Annotated in this window: 16 protein-coding genes; 5 read left to right on the forward strand and 11 right to left on the reverse strand. The window is 44.3% G+C overall.

The window, feature by feature from the left end:
- Nucleotides 1-220 precede the first annotated feature (220 nt).
- The 8 genes from iolE to iolB all read right to left on the reverse strand — a co-directional run bounded on the left by iolE (nt 221) and on the right by iolB (nt 10,561).
- The gene (iolE, locus tag PLE34_RS02695) at nt 221-1,123 is read right to left on the reverse strand and encodes a myo-inosose-2 dehydratase (RefSeq protein ID WP_324553957.1); all 903 of its coding nucleotides are present in this window, start codon (nt 1,121-1,123) and stop codon (nt 221-223) included.
- Between the two features lie 4 nt (nt 1,124-1,127).
- On the reverse strand, nt 1,128-2,990 hold the full coding sequence (iolD, locus tag PLE34_RS02700) for a 3D-(3,5/4)-trihydroxycyclohexane-1,2-dione acylhydrolase (decyclizing) (RefSeq protein WP_324553959.1): 1,863 nt from the start codon (nt 2,988-2,990) through the stop codon (nt 1,128-1,130).
- 30 nt (nt 2,991-3,020) lie between these two features.
- Nucleotides 3,021-3,962, reverse strand: coding sequence for a class II fructose-bisphosphate aldolase (locus PLE34_RS02705; RefSeq protein ID WP_324553961.1), 942 nt, complete (start codon nt 3,960-3,962; stop codon nt 3,021-3,023).
- A 48-nt stretch (nt 3,963-4,010) separates the two neighbouring features.
- A complete protein-coding gene (locus tag PLE34_RS02710) occupies nt 4,011-5,621 on the reverse strand; it encodes a sodium/sugar symporter (RefSeq protein ID WP_324553963.1) in 1,611 nt (536 codons plus the stop codon).
- Between the two features lie 83 nt (nt 5,622-5,704).
- Nucleotides 5,705-6,724 (reverse strand): inositol 2-dehydrogenase, encoded by a 1,020-nt coding sequence (gene iolG, locus PLE34_RS02715; RefSeq protein ID WP_324553965.1) that lies wholly within the window; start codon nt 6,722-6,724, stop codon nt 5,705-5,707.
- A gap of 153 nt (nt 6,725-6,877) precedes the next feature.
- The gene (locus PLE34_RS02720; RefSeq protein ID WP_324553967.1) at nt 6,878-8,344 is read right to left on the reverse strand and encodes a CoA-acylating methylmalonate-semialdehyde dehydrogenase; all 1,467 of its coding nucleotides are present in this window, start codon (nt 8,342-8,344) and stop codon (nt 6,878-6,880) included.
- Between the two features lie 271 nt (nt 8,345-8,615).
- The gene (gene iolC / locus PLE34_RS02725) at nt 8,616-9,632 is read right to left on the reverse strand and encodes a 5-dehydro-2-deoxygluconokinase (RefSeq protein WP_324553969.1); all 1,017 of its coding nucleotides are present in this window, start codon (nt 9,630-9,632) and stop codon (nt 8,616-8,618) included.
- 53 nt (nt 9,633-9,685) lie between these two features.
- Nucleotides 9,686-10,561, reverse strand: a complete 876-nt coding sequence (iolB, locus tag PLE34_RS02730; RefSeq protein WP_324553971.1) for a 5-deoxy-glucuronate isomerase — start codon at nt 10,559-10,561, stop codon at nt 9,686-9,688.
- 130 nt (nt 10,562-10,691) lie between these two features.
- Here iolB and PLE34_RS02735 point away from each other — a divergent pair, with 130 nt between their 5' ends.
- Nucleotides 10,692-11,726: a LacI family DNA-binding transcriptional regulator gene (locus PLE34_RS02735; RefSeq protein ID WP_324553973.1), complete on the forward strand. Its 1,035-nt coding sequence runs from the start codon at nt 10,692-10,694 to the stop codon at nt 11,724-11,726.
- Nucleotides 11,727-11,885: 159 nt separating this feature from the next.
- Nucleotides 11,886-12,302: a CBS domain-containing protein gene (locus PLE34_RS02740; RefSeq protein WP_324553975.1), complete on the forward strand. Its 417-nt coding sequence runs from the start codon at nt 11,886-11,888 to the stop codon at nt 12,300-12,302.
- A 192-nt stretch (nt 12,303-12,494) separates the two neighbouring features.
- Here the strand turns inward: PLE34_RS02740 and PLE34_RS02745 are convergent, their stop codons facing one another.
- A complete protein-coding gene (locus PLE34_RS02745; RefSeq protein ID WP_324553977.1) occupies nt 12,495-13,868 on the reverse strand; it encodes a 3-keto-disaccharide hydrolase in 1,374 nt (457 codons plus the stop codon).
- A gap of 364 nt (nt 13,869-14,232) precedes the next feature.
- Nucleotides 14,233-14,622 carry a hypothetical protein gene (locus PLE34_RS02750; protein WP_324553979.1) on the reverse strand — a complete coding sequence of 130 codons (390 nt, stop codon included), beginning with the start codon at nt 14,620-14,622 and terminating at the stop codon, nt 14,233-14,235.
- Between the two features lie 147 nt (nt 14,623-14,769).
- Between PLE34_RS02750 and PLE34_RS02755 the strand changes: the two genes are divergently transcribed.
- The 3 genes from PLE34_RS02755 to PLE34_RS02765 all read left to right on the forward strand — a co-directional run bounded on the left by PLE34_RS02755 (nt 14,770) and on the right by PLE34_RS02765 (nt 17,760).
- Nucleotides 14,770-16,191: a tetratricopeptide repeat protein gene (locus PLE34_RS02755; protein ID WP_324553981.1), complete on the forward strand. Its 1,422-nt coding sequence runs from the start codon at nt 14,770-14,772 to the stop codon at nt 16,189-16,191.
- 70 nt (nt 16,192-16,261) lie between these two features.
- Entirely contained in the window at nt 16,262-17,035 is a 774-nt protein-coding gene (locus PLE34_RS02760; protein WP_324553983.1) for a phosphosulfolactate synthase, read from the forward strand.
- Nucleotides 17,032-17,760 (forward strand): shikimate dehydrogenase family protein, encoded by a 729-nt coding sequence (locus PLE34_RS02765; RefSeq protein WP_324553985.1) that lies wholly within the window; start codon nt 17,032-17,034, stop codon nt 17,758-17,760. Before PLE34_RS02760 ends, PLE34_RS02765 begins: the two co-directional genes overlap by 4 nt.
- A 95-nt stretch (nt 17,761-17,855) precedes the next feature.
- Here the strand turns inward: PLE34_RS02765 and PLE34_RS02770 are convergent, their stop codons facing one another.
- Nucleotides 17,856-18,329, reverse strand: a complete 474-nt coding sequence (locus PLE34_RS02770; protein WP_324553987.1) for an SRPBCC domain-containing protein — start codon at nt 18,327-18,329, stop codon at nt 17,856-17,858.
- Between the last annotated feature and the right edge of the window lie 180 nt (nt 18,330-18,509).

An 18,509-nucleotide genomic window follows, 5' to 3' on the forward strand; every position in this document is an offset into this window, starting at 1 on the left:
GCTGTTTGTAATTTATTTTTTTCCTGAAAACTTTTTTCCCCGCTGTACGAAGTCTCAGACTTCGTAACTGTTATGTTCTTCCGGGACTGTGTCCCGGTAATACAATTTTACCGATCGCCGGAAGCGATAATAAATAAATGCGTGGCGAGGGACGCCACGCATAGCTAATACATAGCTAATATGTACAGAGGTTAAAAAAATGCTTGTATTGAAATATCTTTTACAATCCTGTTACCTTTCTTATATACTGTCTTGCTATCAGCGCATACTCTAACGGGTTAGCTTTGGCCGGATCCTGCTCGGCTTCCACTACCATCCAGCCTTTGTAATCGCTTTTTTTAATAACAGCAGCCAATGCCGGAAAATCAATGCAGCCTTCCTCATCGCCGGGCACGGTAAATACACCGTCTTTCACGGCATCTAAAAAGCTCATCCGGTTATCTTTTACCTGCTGTAAAACATTCGGGCGGATATCTTTCAAATGTATATGTGCGGTACGGGATATAAACTGTTCAAGACAGGCAACAGGATCTTCCCCCGCAAAATAAAAATGACCACAGTCGTAATTCAGGTAAACATTTTCCGGATCGGTTTCATTCAGCATCCTTTCCGTTTCCTCACGCGTTTGTATGCAGGTGCCCATGTGATGATGAAAGGCTAATTTAATGCCCCGGTCGCGGGCTATTTTGCCCAATTCGTTTAAACCATAAGTAAAGTTCTTCCATTCTTCGTTGCTGTTCAGCATGCCCTTCCCTTCCAGCACGGGCACTTCTTTTTTCCCCTGGCAGCTATTGCCGGTTTCCCCGCCACCAATTACTTTGGCGCCCATCGTTTCTAAGAAATCAAGTAATTGCGTAAAGCTTTTTTTGTTCTCCTCCAGCGACTTAGTCGTTAGCTCATAACTGTTCCACTGGTTACAAATTTGCAAGCCTCTTAAGCTAAGCGCTTTTTTTAAGATGGTAATATCACGCGGAAATTTATTACCTACTTCGCAGCCGGTAAAGCCCGCCAGGGCCATTTCACTGATGCATTGCTCAAATGTATTTTCAGCGCCCAGCTCGGGCATATCGTCGTTCGTCCAGTTAATAGGGGCTATGCCCAACTGTATGTTTTCGAAATTCATATGATCAGAATATACGTTGTTGTTTTTTATTTTCTTTATAGGTTTCATAGGCCTTTTGTACAGAAGGCGAAGTCGATACTTCCGCAACGGGCACTTCCCACCAGGCATTGTATCCTTTTACGGTACGGTGCAAATGCGTTTCTATATAAATTACGGTTGTGCGTTGCTGTTGCTTTGCAGATGCCAACGCGGCTTGCAGTGAAGCTGCGTCCGTAGCCTTTATCACTACTGCACCCAGGCTTTCCGCGTTTTTGGCAAGATCTACAGGTAGTATTTCACCACTTAGCTGTCCCGACTGATCCTCCCTGTACCTGTACCTGGTACCGAACCTTTCGCTGCCTATACTTTCCGATAAGCCGCCAATGCTGGCATATCCGTTATTATTGAGTAATAAGATAGTAAAACGTACGCCTTCCTGTATGGAGGTAATGATCTCGTGGTTGTTCATCAGGTAGCCGCCATCACCGCAAATAACATATACTTCGCGTTCCGGCGCCGCCATCTTTGCGCCCAGCCCCGCCGCAATTTCATAGCCCATGGTGGAGTAGCCATATTCTAGGTGGAAATTTTTAGGATCGGTTGCTCTCCATAATTTATGCAGGTCGCCGGGGGCGCTGCCGGAAGCATTGATCATAATATCTTCCCTGTTCATAAAGCTGTTGAGCGTTCCAATCACTACCGCCTGGTCAATAGGAGGAACGGTTCCGTTACCTTCTGCGTAAATCTGCGTTACCTCATCATCCCAGGCCTTATTCATTCCGGCTACTCTTTGCCGGTAGTTGCCATCTACCTTGTAATCTCCAAGTGTTGAAAGCAATTCTTCCAGTGTAACTTTTGCATCGCCGGTTAGCGGGAGGGCATTATGCTTATGGGCGTCAAATTCGCTTATATTGATGTTGACGAATTTAACATCGGAGTTTTTAAAAATGGATTTGGAAGCGGTGGTGAAATCGCTGTATCGCGTACCAATGCCAATTACCACATCTGCTTCATTCGCAATTTCAATGGCATATTTGGTGCCGGTAGCACCCAGTCCGCCAATGCAGTATGGCGCATCGTACATCACCGAGCCTTTGCCTGCAAAGGTTTCACCCACGGGTATGCCGGTTTGTGCGGCAAACCGGTGCAATGCTTCGCTTGCCCCGCTGTATATGGTTCCGCCACCGGCAACAATAACGGGTTGCTTGGCTTTGCTGATCCACCCGGCGGCTTTTTTAAGCAGGCTGCTATCCGGCCGCGAGCGGGGGATATGCCATACTCTTTTCTCAAAAAGCGAAGCGGGAAAATCATAGGCATGCGTTTGCACATCCTGCGGCATGGAAAGGGTAACAGCTCCGGTTTCAGACGGAGAAGTAAGCACCCGCATCACTTCAGGTAATGCATAGATCAATTGTTCAGGACGGTTGATCCTGTCCCAGTATTTGGAAACCGGTTTAAAACAATCGTTCACTGAAATATCCTGTGTAACAGCGCTTTCTAATTGCTGCAGCACAGGCGCGGGTTCACGGGTGGCAAAAATATCACCGGGCAATAATAATACCGGGATGCGGTTGATGGTTGCCAATGCAGCCCCGGTTAACATATTGGTAGCGCCCGGGCCAATAGAGGTAGTACAGGCAAAAGCGCTTAGCCTGTTTTTTACTTTCGCATAAGCAACAGCGGTATGCACCATGGATTGCTCATTTCGGCACTGGTAATACCTGAAGTCAGGGTTTTCCTGCAGCGCCTGCCCCAGTCCGGCAACGTTGCCATGACCGAATATGCCGAAGCATCCTGCAAAATAAGGTTGCTCAATGCCATCGCGTTCCGTGTACTGGTTTTTTAAGAAGGCAATGGTTGCCTGCGCAACAGTTAATCTTTTTTTCATAACGATTTTATGAATTTTAAATTTTAAATCTCAAATCTCAAATTCCCCCGCCTTTCCCGCTGCCCCCATCAATTCAAATTTCCTCAGCATAAATGCTTTGTACGTTTCCATAAATATTTTGCCCGGTGTTGTTGGCGCAAATTCATCCGGGCGGTCGTGAAAAAATTCGCGGTTTACCATTGTCCATAACAGGCGTGTGTCTGTAGCGATATTCACTTTGCAAATACCAAGCGCTATCGCTTTTTTCAGCTCATCTTCCTGAACACCTTTGGCGCCTGTTTTTAATTTCCCGCCTGCTTCGTTAATTCTTTGCACCACTTCTTCGTTTACATTGGATCCTCCATGCAATACCAGTGGAAAGCCGGGCAGGCGTTCCTGTATTTCTTTGAGTATTTGTAATTGTAAGCCCTGTCCGCCGGAAAATTTATAAGCGCCATGACTGGTACCTACTGCAATGGCGAGGCTGTCGCAGCCGGTTTCGTTTACAAAAAATTCTACATCCTTTGGATTGGTATAGAATGAATGAGCCGCTTCCACGGTAAGATCATCTTCCACGCCTGCCAGCACACCCAGTTCGGCTTCCACACTTATATTTTTGGCATGGGCTTTTTCTACAACGGCTTTTGTGCGGCTGATATTCTTTTCCATGTCATCGTGCGAAGCGTCAATCATTACCGAAGTATACCCTCCGCTTTCAATGGCATCCCATATATGTGCTTCATATCCATGATCGAGGTGAACGGCGTATACCGTTCCGGGATATATTTTCGCTGCCGCCTGTATCATTGCCAGCAACATGTGTGCGTTCGCATAGTCACGGGCGAAGGGCGTGGTTTGCACAATAAACGGCGCTTTGGCTTCCCGTGCCGCTGCAAACAGCCCATGTATCTCTTCCATAAAAAAAACATTCACCGCAGGCACGGCGTACTGCCCGTAGCATTTGCTGAATATTTCTTTTGTAGTTAGTAACATAATCTCAATTTATAATTTGAAATTTCAAATTTGAAATTTCAAATGGCGTTACCAGAACGCCGTATACAAAGCCGCCAGGATACCGCATATAATAGTAGCGCCAACGATAAACGAGCGGCTCAGGTTAAATGAAGGCATTTCTATCTCAATTTGTCCCTGGTTGTTTTTGTTTTTTGAGGTGAGGCTGATGCCGACCATTACCGCCGACAAGATCAGGAAAGCTATACCCATCCTGTTTAAGAAAGGTATTTCGGGGAACCAGAATTTGAATGCGGTAGACAGGGGTATGGTAAGCACCGCTGTAGTTAACGCTGCCGCCGACGTGGCTTTTTTCCAGAACATACCGAAAAAGAATATAGCGAATACACCCGGTGTAATAAAGCTTGAATATTCCTGTATGAACTGGTAAGCCTGTTCCAGCACCTTTAACTGCGGAGCAATTAATACCGCGATAAGCATGGATACCCATACGGCGATACGGCCTACGCGGATGAGGTGCTTTTCGGATGCGCCGGGTTTGATATACAGTTTGTAGATGTCTAAAGTAAAGATGGTAGAAATGCTATTGGCTTTTCCCGCCAGTGATGCCACGATAGCCGCGGTAAGCGCTGCGAAAGCTACACCTTTTAAGCCCATGGGTAAAAGGTTCAGCAATACGGGGTAAGCATGATCGGGTTTTACCGTTCCCGCCGCATCTACCATTTCCTGCTGGAACATGCCATTTTGATGCAGCACAAAAGCGGCTATGCCTGGTATAACAACGATCAATGGAACCAGCAGTTTTAAAAAGGCCGCAAAGAGGATCCCTTTCCTGGCTGTTTCTAAGTCGGCGCCCAGCGTACGTTGAATAATATACTGATTGCAACCCCAGTAATTCAGGTTATTGATCCACATGGCGCCAATGATCACTGTCAGTCCGGGTAAATCTTTGTAGTATGGATTATCCTGTTTCAGTATCATATGGAAATGAGAATCGGCCTGTGTTTTTAATGTTCCGAAAGCACTGAGTATATCTGGTTTACCAAATTCTTTTGCCACCAGGTCAAGCGCCAGATAAGTGGTGATCAACCCGCCAATAATGAGCACAATTACCTGCACAACATCGGTATACCCGATTACCTTCATGCCGCCAATGGTAATTAATATGGCAAAGAGCGCTAAAGCCACAACCGCTACATTAAAATTGATGCCGGCGGTTACTTCTAAGGCCAGCGCGCCGAGATAAATGATGGAGGTGAGGTTAACGAATATGTATAATAACAGCCAGAACACCGCCATGGTTGTAGCTACAACAGGGTTATACCGTTGCCGCAAAAACTGGGGCATGGTATATATCTTGTTCTTAAGATATACGGGCAGAAAGAAAACGGCAACTACAATTAACGCAGCCGCTGCCATCCATTCGTAGGAAGAGATAGCCAGTCCGATAGCAAAGCCGGAGCCCGACATGCCTATGAAATGTTCGGCCGAAATGTTAGAAGCAATGAGCGAGGCGCCAATGGCCCAAAAGGTAAGCGATCCTTCTGCAAGGAAAAAACCTGAAGCGGTATTGGATTTGTTGGTTTTCTTTTTATATATCCAGTAGCCATAACCGCCAATAATAGCGAGATACATAAAAAAAACCAGGTAGTCTAATGTGTGCAGGCCAGTTTGGTTCATCGTCAGGGGTTATTTAGTGAGTGGTCGGTGATAAGTGGTAAGTGAATCATTCTTTCTCTCATCTTTCACTTTTTCCGTTATTATTATATTTTTATTATTTCTTCCATCTTCACTGCCCTGTTTTCTTTTAATGACAGGCCTGCGGCAAGTCCTATAGCCGTAGCCATCAGCCCGTCATGCGCATCTACCGGTGAAGGCGTGTCATTTAACACGCAATCTATGAACGATTGGATGCAGGTGCGGTAGGCTTTTTCATAGCGCTCTAAGAAAAAGTGTAGTGGTAAAGCAGTTTGTACTGTTTCATTGTTATGCCGGATTACATTATCAGGCGTATTATTTTCAGCCTTCGCCATTCCTTCTGAGCCAAATATTTCGAGGCGCTGATCATAGCCATACACTGCTTTACGGCTATTGTCTATTACACCAATGGTGCCGTTCTCAAACGTAAGTACAATTACTGCGGTATCTATATCATCGTATTGTTTAATGCGGGGATCTATCAAAGCATCTCCTTTTACATATACTTCTTTTACCTCACTGCCTGTTATAAAGCGCGCCATGTCAAAATCGTGTATAGACATATCAAGGAAAAGTCCGCCCGATACTTTTACATATTCCAATGGCGGCGGCGCCGGATCGCGGCTGGTGATCCGCAAAATATGCGGGTCGCCAATGCTGTTGTTCCTGACTAATGATCCGATCCTGGCAAAATTGGGATCGAACCGGCGGTTAAAGCCCAGCATAAGCTTTACGCCGTTTTCCCTTACTGCTTGTTGGGTGGAAAGAATAGCCGGAAGCGTAACATCCAGCGGCTTCTCACAAAACACATGTTTTTTGGCCTGTGCGGCAGCGATAGTATAAGGCACATGCTGTGGTGTAGGTGCGCAAATAATAACCGCTTCCACATCCGGGTGGTTAATCACATCTTCCGCCTTTGTGGTTACCTGTGCCACGCCGAGGCGTTTGGCATAATCATGCGCGGCAGGAGAAACATCAGACGCAATGATCACTTCCGCGTTTTGTGTATTGTACAGCAGGTTGGAGAGATGTATCTGCCCGATGCGCCCGAGCCCGATTACGCCGGCTTTTAATTTTTTTGACATGTTATAATTTGAGATTTATCATTTGAAATTTGATGCCTTTTGCTGTTTCACGCCCGCCTAAACGAATGCATTCGGGCTGGCAACGAGCACAAAGGAAGCAATGTACGCAACGAAGACATCGCTGCCTTACCACTTATGTCTTATCACTTACCACTAAAATTTCCTGGTCCATTCTTTCAGCCACCTTTCAATCACTACTTTGGTTTGAGTAAAAAACTCAACGGCATGTTTACCCTGTCCGTGCAGATCGCCAAAGAAACTTTCTTTCCACCCGCTGAAAGGAAACTGTGCTACCGGCGCCGCAACGCCTATATTAATACCGATATTACCCGCATCTGCCTCATTTCTGAACCGGCGGGCGTGCAACCCGCTGCTGGTAAATATACAGGCCATATTGCCATACTTATTGCTGTTTACATAGGCAATAGCTTCTTCAATACTGTTGATATGCACTAAGCTCATTACAGGTCCGAATATTTCGGTTCCGGCAATTTCGCCATGAAGCGGGATATCCTCTATAATGGTGGGTTGTATGAAATTACCTTTTTCGTATCCGGGAATGGCCGCATTCCGGCCATCTAATAATAACCTGCCGCCTTCCTGTATGCCTTTCTCTATCAGGCTGTTTACCCGTGTTTTACTATCTGCTGTAATTACCGGCCCCATCTGCACCGCTTCATCTAAGCCAAAACCCGTAGTGCGCTGGCGGCTTAGTTCTACCAGGCTTTCTGTAATATTCGCATGTTCTCCCACGGTAATAATGGTAGAAGCGGCAAGGCAACGTTGCCCTGCACAGCCATACACGCTGTCTACCACAATTTGAGTGGTCATATCTATATCTGCGTCGGGTAAAATGATCACCGGGTTTTTGGCTCCGCCCTGCGCCTGCATCCGCTTGCCATTAACGGCGCCCTTGGCGTATACATAACGGGCAATGGCAGATGAACCTACAAAACTTACCGCTTTAATACCGGGATGTTCGAGTATGCCATCTACAACGGCTTTTCCGCCATGCACCATGTTAATTACGCCGGCAGGCAGATCTAATTTTGCTATCAGCTCCATTACCTTGGTCATGGTAAGCGGCACTTTTTCCGAAGGCTTAATGAGAAAGCTGTTGCCACATGCAATAGCATAGGGCAGAAACCAGAAAGGGATCATGCCGGGGAAGTTAAAGGGCGATATGCAGGCGCAAACACCCAGTGGCTGGCGGATCATATACTCATCAATACCTAAAGAAATATCTTCCGAAAAATCGCCCTGCATTAAAGCGGGTATACCACATGCATTTTCTACATTCTCAATAGCGCGAACCCATTCGGCTTTCGACTCGGCATATGTTTTGCCCGATTCGAGCGTGATGGTTTTGGACAGTTCATCCATATTTTCTTCCAGCAATCTTTTTAAATGAAAAAGATACTGGATCCGTTTCCCTGCCGGCACGCGCTTCCATGTGGCAAAAGCATTTTCAGATGATTGAACTGCTGCATCCACATCGGCGGGAGTACCCGAAGGAACCTGGGCAAGCACTTCCTGGCTGGCCGGGTTTACTACATTCACATACGTGGTTGCACTACTGCTCACCCATTGTCCGTTGATATAATTTCTTAGTTTTTCCATATTGATTATATTTTTTTTAGCTATCAGCTATTAGCGATCAGCAATCAGCGGTATCGGTTGCTGTTATACTTTCATTTCTCATCTCAGGAATGCTTTCTTTACTGGATTCTGAAACTTTCACCCTGAAACTTGCCCCCTCCAACTTGTAACCTGCAACTTGTAACCTGAAACCTGCAACCTGCAACCATCCCCGCGGTCTGACGCTCCTTCGTCGCGTACCGACCACTGATTTTTCATTTTCAAATTTTCAAATTTCCACGTTCTCAAATTCTCACAGCCCACCCCGTTCACCTGTGAATTGCATCACCTCTTCCAGTGTTGGCATAAAGTTAGCGCAACCTTCCCGCGTAACAATTATGGCGCCGCAGGCATTGCCCATGCGCACACTTTTATACAAATCCCATCCCCGCAGATAGCCGTATGAAAACCCTCCTGCAAAGGCATCACCCGCTCCAAGCACATTCAATACTTCCACAGGGAAGCCTGGTACTTTTACCTCCTCTTTTCCTTTCTCAAATACAGAAGCGCCATCTTTTCCTCTTTTTACGATCAGCGTATCAACGCCGGTTGCTATAATATTTTGTATGGCATTATCAATGTTGCCTTTTATTTCGGGAGCCGATATTTGCTGGTGTTTGATGGATACCTGGCTGATATCGGTAAGGCAGGCAGCCAGTATTTCTTCTTCAGTACCTATTACTATATTAAACTGTGGTAAGATCGTGCGGATAACTATCCCAAAAGCACGCGGATCGTGCCACTGGTCGGCCCTGAAATCAAGGTCCAGCAGTTTGATAACTCCGTTTTTTTGTGCCAGCTCCAGCGCGTAAAACATGGCCGTTCTACTGGGATCTTTGCTTAATGCCGTTCCTGAAAAGATAGCCGCTTTAAAATCGCTGAAAGGAATAGCATTTACATGGTCAATATCTAATTGTATATCTGCGCAGTTATCGCGGTAATAAACCAATGGAAATTTATCCGGCGGCTCAATACCCAGTATAACGGCCGAACTTCGGGTACCCGTTATTGTGGGTATAAAATCTGTGATTACCTTTTCTTTTTGTAAGAAATTTTTAATGAAAGCGCCTACCTGGTCGTTGCCAATGCCGGTAAGCAGCGCAGTTTTTAATCCAAGTCTTGTTGCCCCTACCGCAATATTGGTTGGGCATCCGCCCACAAAAGCGTTAAAGGCGGAAATATCTGTGAAAGGACTGCCCACATTAGCGGAATACAGATCAATAGAAGATCGCCCGATAGTAAGGAGGTCGTATTTTTTTATATTATTCATCAGGTATAATTTCAAATTTTCAAACCCGCCTGCCGGCAGGCAGGTTTGAAATTTCAAATTCTTGTGTTCATTTCCGCTGTAACCATTGGCAGCCGCGGATCCTGTCCCTTCCATGTGCCGAAGATCCATTCCTGCTGCGGATCGGGCGTGTTTGCCAAAGACTGATCGCTGCCCGCGAGAAAATTAAGATAGTATACATTATACCCGTGCCCGGCAACAACAGGGTGATATCCTTTGGGCACCAGCACCGCTTCGTTATTATGCACTTTTATTACTTCATCTAATGACCGGTCATCTGTATATATCTGCTGAATGGCAAATCCGTTCGGCTTATCTGTTTTATAAAAATAGATTTCTTCCAGTTCCGCTTCCAACAGGTTGCCATTGGCATCCACTTTGCGTTCGTCGTGCTTATGCGCAGGGTAGGAGCTCCAGTTGCCCGATGGTGTATACACCTCCACACATACTATTTTATGGCAATCGAAACCGGGTTGGAGCAGGCTATTGATCTGGCGGTTAGCATTATCGCCTCCCCTGAATTCAATGGCTGCCTCTTCCGGCTGCTTTAAATAAGGAGGATGATCTTCATTGGTAGCTACCCAGCATATGGCTATATCGGTATTAGCGGTTTGCGCGGTAAGTGTAAAATCGGTATTGCGGGGAAGATATAAGGTATGGGCAATGCCGCTGAATACATCTTTCCTGCCGTTACGGGTTTCCCATTCACCCTTATCGGAGCTTACCTTAAAATTACCACCCAGTAAAACAATGCAATATTCATTGTCGCCCGTGTGTTGTGAGAAAGCTTCATTTTTATCTAATAACCTTGTTTCAAAGTTAAGATAGTTCCAGCCTGCATCCTGTGCAGTGAAATGATGATACCTCCGGTTTCCCGGATCGGGCCTGACAAGCAATTTTTGATCTGGCATCAGTAGTATTTTACGCTGGTAAACTTAACATTATAATTCTATTTAAACGGTTTATGTGGTTTGCAAACGTTTGAAATTTTTTGAGTTGAGAAAAAAGCGGAACTTGGGATGCGATTAGTGCTATTGAAATATGAATAAGCCTGTTACTATTAAAGATATTGCCAGAAAATTCAGGTGCTCGCCTTCAACGGTATCGCGGGCACTGAACAACCATCCTTCCATTAATGAAGATACCCGGCGCAACTTGCAGGAATATGCACAAAAAGTAGGTTACCAGCGAAACCAGGTTTCCCTGAACCTGCTTAATACAAAAACAGCAAGCATTGGGGTTATTGTGCCTACCATCAATAATTATTATGAATCGGCCATTATTGAAGGCATAGATGGCGTACTGCACCCATTGGGTTATACGCTTAATATATGTGTAACCAATGAGCAGTACCTGCTGGAATCGGAATATATAACAAAGCTGTTGTCGAACCGCGTGGAAGGTATTTTTCTTTCTGTTTCACAGGAGACCTATGATTTTGGGCATTATGAGCACTTGGAAAATGTGGGCAAGAGAAATTTGCCGTTGATCTTTATTGACCGTGACTATGAAGGATTTTCTGCAGGAAGCGTAACCATAGACGATTACCATGGCGCCTTTGCAGCAGTGCAACACCTGGTAAACACCGGACGAAAACGCATTGCCCACCTGAAAGGTCCTAACGGTATGGCGGTTACGGAACAGCGCTTTAAGGGTTACGCGGAATGTCTTAGGCAATACGGCTTACCATTAGAAGAATCACTTATTATAAATACCAATTTTAAAGTAGAGAGCGCGCTGGAGCCCACTGCTCAATTGCTGGAGCTGGATCAGCGGCCTGATGCCATTTTTGGCGTGAATGACCAGGTGGCTATAGGAGCCATGAAAGTAATAAGAGAAAAAGGATGGAGGGTTCCGGAAGATATTGCCGTAGTAGGTTTTGATAACTCGCCTATCTCAGCCTATATTTCACCATCGCTTACCTCAGTAGGCAGACCCGGAAGACAGATCGGGGAAGAAGCTGCCAGGATCTTCCTGAATTACCCCGATGCCGCTGCTAAAAGAGATAACCCCGTGCATATTGTATTGCCTTCGCAACTGATCATAAGAGATTCTTCTGCAGGAATTAGAAGATAGCCGCAGAACGCACAAAGAAGGCACGAAGTTGATTGCACAAAGAAAGTTTCGCGGCGCTCTTTCTTTTATCCTGATATTAATTGCAGGGAAGCCTGATCTTCATCATACTCCGGAAATGCACGGTAGTTTAATTTTGAACCTGAATCTAAAGTAAAGCATATGAAAAAGAGAGAACCTGTTTCCCATATTATGACTAAAGATGTTATTAGTGTTGCGGAAAACGATAAATTAGATGAGGTGGCAGCTATTTTCCGTAAAAAAAGCATCAGGCATTTGCCGGTAAAAAAAGGAGAAAAGATAACCGGGATGATAAGCCGTAACGATATTAACCGGCTTACATTCGGCGCGCTTTTCGATAACCAGGAAGGAGCCGATGAAGCCATATTGCAGATGCTCACCATTCCGCAGGTAATGACCGCCGACTTACGTACGGTAAGCAGTGATACAGCTATCAGAGAGGTGGCGGAAATTTTCAGTACGGCAGAATACCATTCGCTTCCGGTAGTTGACAATGGAGAATTGAAAGGTATTGTTACCACTACCGATGTCATAAAATATATGCTCGACCAGTATTAAGTAACGCAACATAAGAAAACATCTATACTTTAACCGTCGGGGGCTGTTATATCCTAACAGCTCCTTTTTTATTAGTGTTAGGTCAGGTAAACGATGCCTGTATGCTATCATGAAAAGTGAGAGGACAGGGGTGAGAGGTGAACAGGTAATAGTGAATTTACCCCTCACTTCTCACGTTTCACACAGCACTATTTATTTCAATACTTTAATCTTCAGGCTCCTGAAGCTTACGTCATCGCCATGATCCTGGAGCAGCAGCCTGCCTTCTTTTCCTTCACCGAAATTGGGACGGTTTTTAAATTTGCTGCCGGCTACCAGGCCCCGGAATGCCTGCGAGCCTCTTTCGTATTCCAATACTTTTACACCGTTGAGGTAATGTTCCACATGATTATTGGGATATACAATAATTCTTCCCTGGTTCCACTCGCCTATGGGCTTTACAAAGCGGTCTGTTTTTTTTGCCGGTATTAAATCATACAATGAAGAGAGGGTTCTGTTGCCTGCTATGCCCATTTTAGCATCGGGGTGGTTTTTATCATCTAATACCTGGTATTCTAATCCGAGGGCGGATCCTACATTGTTTTCGGAAAGCGTTACAAAATATTTCACGCCACTGTTTCCGCCAAAGGAAAGTTTGAACTCAAAAGAAAAATCAAAAGCGCTGTATAAATCGTCCGTTACAATATCGCCGCCATTGGCAGATTCCTCTCCTTTTGAAGATAATACGGTAATGTTTCCGTCTGCTATTTCCCATCCTTTTTCGGGAAAGCTCAGTATTTTAGCACCTCTCCATCCTTTTGGGCTTACCCCGTCAAATAATAGCTTCCAGCCATTGCTTTTTTCAAAAGCGGTTAATGTATTGGGTTCATTGTTCACTACAAAAACATGGGCAGGAAAGGGTGCAGGAGAAAGATTACCGGTTTGAATACGGATATTTTTCCAAAGGATCTTTTTCCCGGCATCTTCGGCTTTGCCAATACTGTGTACCTGCAGGGCAATAAAGCCTTTAGCATCCGCGTCATCTACCAGGTAAGCGGCGGGCACATCGTTGATCCATGTTTTGATGGTGTTTCCTATACATTCCACCTTCACTTTATTAAATGCCCCCTGTTTATATGCTTTTTGGGCCGCGGGGTTTAAATCTAAAGGATATAGCCAGCCCCGCCGGCCTTCATCATATATCCCGGCAGTCCATGCACGGGAGGATGCGTCTAATTCATACTGGTAGCCATATACCCGTCCCTTTCCATCATTGGCGGCGGGGTTAAAATGACTCCTGATCTGTATACCCGAATTGGTAACGGTATCGGGCATAAGCACTTCCAGCTCTAAAACAAAATCGCTATATTCTTTTTCGGTTATTAAAAAGCTGTTTGGGGTGGAAGCTACCGTTGTGCCTGCAATAACACCTTTTTCAACAGTGTATTTTGCATTGCCTCCAAGCTGTTTCCATCCCTGGAGCGTTTTGCCATCGAATAGTTTTGTCCATGTAGCTTTTTGCGCCTTAACGGGAAGCGAATTAAAACTGAAAAGAAAAGATAGAGCGAGGAGTAATAAATTTTTCATACCTGTGCCTTGATGGTTTATATTTTATAGTTCCGCTAATATATTCATTATATCCCGTTTAGAACATAGAAGAATACTATGGCTAATTAATATTTTGATGTGCTATACCCGTTTTTATTACAGATAATGTAAGAACCAGGAGGCGTAGCCTCGGTCTCTTTTTTGTAACAACGAGCTTCAGCCCGTTGCATAAGGAAGATAGTAAAGAACAGAAAGCTGTAAGCAATGAAGTCTTAGTATGCTTTATTATTCCGGAGTTACAATATGCAGACAGGCCTACGGCCTTATCATTGAATTATTTTCGCATGCAGCGCATCAAAATAATTAATTAGCCTGTATTGCGGAGAATGGCTTAGAATGTTTACTATCTGGATACCGGCTCAGATGGGGTCATGCTGATGAAACCGGGTAATTTGATACCAGGCTGTGGCTTATAAGGTAATATGTATACGGTATTTCCTTTTTTGTACGAGATAATGGAACTGGATTGTTTAGCCGGTTCGGAAGACCTGTAATCAGTTTTCCCGTAATTCTTATTATTAAAAGTATAATTATCTTTAATAGAAAAGGTAATGGTAGATTTAAGATCAGAAAAAGCGCCGGAGGCATGTCGTGCTTCTTTACTTCTTTCTTTCTCTCCTGCATTCATCCTGATCCCGCTCACTGCAAATACATATTGCGCAATTGCAAACATAGCCACCAGTATGAAGCTATTTTTAACAATTCTTGCAGGTATGTTCTTGTTCGGTTTCATTGTTCAGCAAAAATAATGATTTATATTCAGTATTTCCTATACCGTTCATCATAAATTTTACAGGTTATTTAACGTTTGCACAATAAAAAAGTTACAAAAATACTTTTATTCTTAATAAAGTGTTAACTTTCATTAACTTACATCACAATGCAGGACAATTCTTATCGAAACGAAAGGGATGAGATGCGGGATTTGCTAAGGCAATTTGAAAATCTCCGGACCGGTATGAGCCATGGCTTCCTGGAAGAAGATGCTTTTGAAAAGATCATAGATTATTTTGACGACAAGGATGATATTGCCGGAGCTTTAGAGGCAGCAGAACTGGGTGTTGGCCAATTTCCGTATTCCGCCTCTTTAATGGTTAAAAAGGCCGATTTATTAATTGCTACCCGCAAGTATAACGATGCCCTTGAAATTTTAGAAAAGGCCGAAATACTCGACAGCTCCGATATTGATATTTACATTCTTAAAACCGATGTGTTCCTCGCATTAGACGAGCATGAGAAAGCGGTGGGGCTTTTGGAAGAAGCCATCAGCCTGTTTGAAGGAGAAAACCGTATTAACCTGTTGTTTGAGCTGGCGGATGTATACGATGATTACGAAGAGTTCGATAAAGTGTTTGACTGCCTGGTGCATATATTAGAATACGAACCTAATAATGAAGAAGCGCTCTATAAAATATGCTTCTGGACGGATTTTACAGGAAGAAGTGAAGAAAGCATCAGGTTGCACCAGCACATTATTAATGAGTATCCGTATAACGAGCTGGCATGGTTTAACCTTGGCGCGGCATACCAGGGTTTGAAGCTGTTTGAAAAATCAATTGACGCTTATAAGTACGCCCTGGCAATCAATGAAAAATTTGACTATGCGTACAGGAATATGGCCGATGCATACATCAGGTTAAGGAAATACCGGGATGCTATTGAATCGCTGGAAAAAGTAATTGAGCTGGCACGTCCGGAAGATGTGATTTACGAAGCTATTGGTCATTGTTACGACAGGCTGAAGCAATATGCCCAGGCAAGATTTTATTATAAAAAAGCTTCGCATCTTAACAGCGACGACAGCAAATTGTATTATAAGATCGCCTGTACTTATATTAATGAGCTGTCGTTCAGTAAAGCCGTGCAATATTTGGAGTCGGCCATGCGTATCCATCGTATGCAACCGGAGTATAACCTGGCTATGGGTGAATGTTTGCTGGAATTAGGAAATATCAAGGATGCCATTATACACTTTTCCAATGTTGTAAAGGCTAAACCCCGGGGAATTGCCGGGTGGGAAGCGCTTATAAGATGCCTGTACAAAGAAGATTTCCTGGAAGAAGCGACAGAGCAGATAGACAATGCACAGCAGGTTGCGGGAGATAAGCCATTGTTCCTGTTTTACCAAAGCGCTGTTTTGTTTGCTATGGGTAAAAGCAAGGAGGCGCTGCTGATCCTGCAAAAGGCTATGGAAAGAGCGCCAAGGCTGCTTAAAAAGTTTATAGAACTTAATCCTACCATACTTCAGAACCAGCAGGTAGTTGATCTAATTGCCTATTACAAACGGAAACGTTCCATCTAGCAAGGAATAACCTGCACGGGAAACAGAATCTTCCTTATTTTTGCGCATTCTTTAAAACATCTCATCTTTCATGAATTTTAATCTGAGTCAGATACCCGAACGAAAAAGTAAACCCCGTCGTTCAGGTATCACAATGGTAATGGATAAAGGCTTAAGTATTGAAGAGACAAAAAATTTTCTGAGTATAGCGCACCCCTATGTTGATATTGTTAAACTGGGTTTTGGAACCTCATTTGTTACTCCGCAGCTTCGCGAAAAAATTGAGGTATACCAGTCCTATGATTTGCCCCTGTATTTCGGGGGTACTTTATTTGAAGCTTTTTTGATCCGCAACCAGTTCCAGGATTATATTAATACTCTTAAAGCATACAACATCTCGTATATGGAGGTAAGCGATGGTTCTATTACTATTCCGCATGCCGAAAAGTGTGGCTATATTGAGAAGCTTACCAAATACGGCGTAGTGTTTAGTGAAGTGGGAAGTAAGGATGCCGAGCATATCATTCCGCCCTATAAATGGATTGAGCTGATGAAAGCTGAGCTGAACGCGGGCTCAACTTATGTGATCGCTGAAGCGCGGGAAGCCGGTAATGTAGGTATTTACAGGGGTACGGGCGAAGTGCGGGAAGGGCTGGTGCAGGAAATCCTGACCCAGATCCCGGAAGAAAGCATTATTTGGGAAGCCCCGCAAAAAGCGCAGCAATTGTATTTTATTGAACTGCTGGGCTGCAATGCCAACCTGGGTAATATTGCTCCATCGGAAGTGATCCCGTTGGAATCCATGCGTATCGGGCTGCGGGGAGACACTTTTCATTTGTTTTTAAATAAAGATGATGTGGAATGAAATTGTACGGACTGATTGGCTATCCGCTCGGGCATTCTTTTTCAAAAAAATACTTTACGCAAAAATTTGAAAAAGAGCTGCTCAACTGCCGGTTTGAAAATTTCGCTATAGAAAATATAGAACTCCTTCCTGCCGTATTGCAAAATAATCCTTCCCTGCTGGGGTTATGCGTAACTATTCCGTATAAAGAAAAGGTCATTCCCTTTCTTCATGAATTATCTCCCGGCGTTCAGCAAATTGGAGCATGCAATTCTATCCGGATAAGCAATGGCAGGCTTACGGGGTTCAATACGGATACTATAGGATTTAAGCAGTCGCTGATGCGGCAACTGCAACCGTATCATACCCGGGCGCTGGTACTTGGTACCGGAGGCGCTTCCAGGGCGGTAGAATACGTGTTGCAGCAACTGGGCATTGACTATACATTGGTAAGCCGCAGCCCGAAGCAGGGTGCCATTAGTTACAGCATGCTCAACGCAGCGATCATTAAAAGCAATTTATTGATCATTAATGCGTCGCCGGTAGGCACATTCCCTGATGTAAACAAATGTCCGGATATTCCTTATGAAGCTATAGGAGACCGGCACTTTCTTTTCGATTTGATTTATAATCCTGAAAAAACATTATTCCTGGAAAAAGGAGCTGAGCGTGGTGCGGCTGTTCAGAACGGGTATGATATGCTGATTGCACAGGCTGAAGCCAGTTGGGAATTATGGAATGAATAGCTGTAATAGCCTGTCTAAAAAGTAATAACGTGCGTTTTGGATGTTATTGAACCACATAGAAACATAGGCACATACATTATTTTGCCCCAAAGTCGCTAACCTGCCTGCCCTTTTGAGATAGGCTCTTCTGCCAGTTTTTTGATCGCAGTGAGGATAGGATCCCAGCCGCCGCCATCTATCGTTTCCCGGTATCTCTTTTCGCCGTCGCCCACCGTTGCATAATCGCCCTGCGTTACGGTTAAAAGGGTTTGCCCGTTTTGAGGCGTTAGGGTATAAGTTACCGTAAGGTAATTTTCCGGTATATCGGCAATCCCGGAATTGGGGTCAATGGTACTGTACGATAGAAAACTACCGGGTTCAAGACTAAGGATCTTACCTTTTACAAAAACCATTTCTTTTCCTTCATAATTACCTTTCCACAACAAATCGCTCCCCGTCTTCCAGTCGGAAACCGTTTCACAGCCGAACATATACTTTTTTGTTTGCTCCGGGTTAACTAAAGCATCCCAAACTTTTTCAGGAGCAGCATTGATGGTAATGCTGTTTTTTACGATTAAGGGGTTACGCATTGTTTTATTTATAATTGGGTTAACGTATAGGAGTACTTATTTTACCAAAGATAAAAATAACGATAATATATGCCCTTCCATGCATCATTTTACAGGTATCATCCCGTGCGGGTACCGAACAATTTTGCGGGTGAGTAATGTAAATTGAAGAAATGAACTTACATTTATCCCTCTTAAAAA

Origin of the sequence: Agriterribacter sp. (assembly GCF_035445465.1) — a bacterium.
GTDB lineage: Bacteria > Bacteroidota > Bacteroidia > Chitinophagales > Chitinophagaceae > Agriterribacter.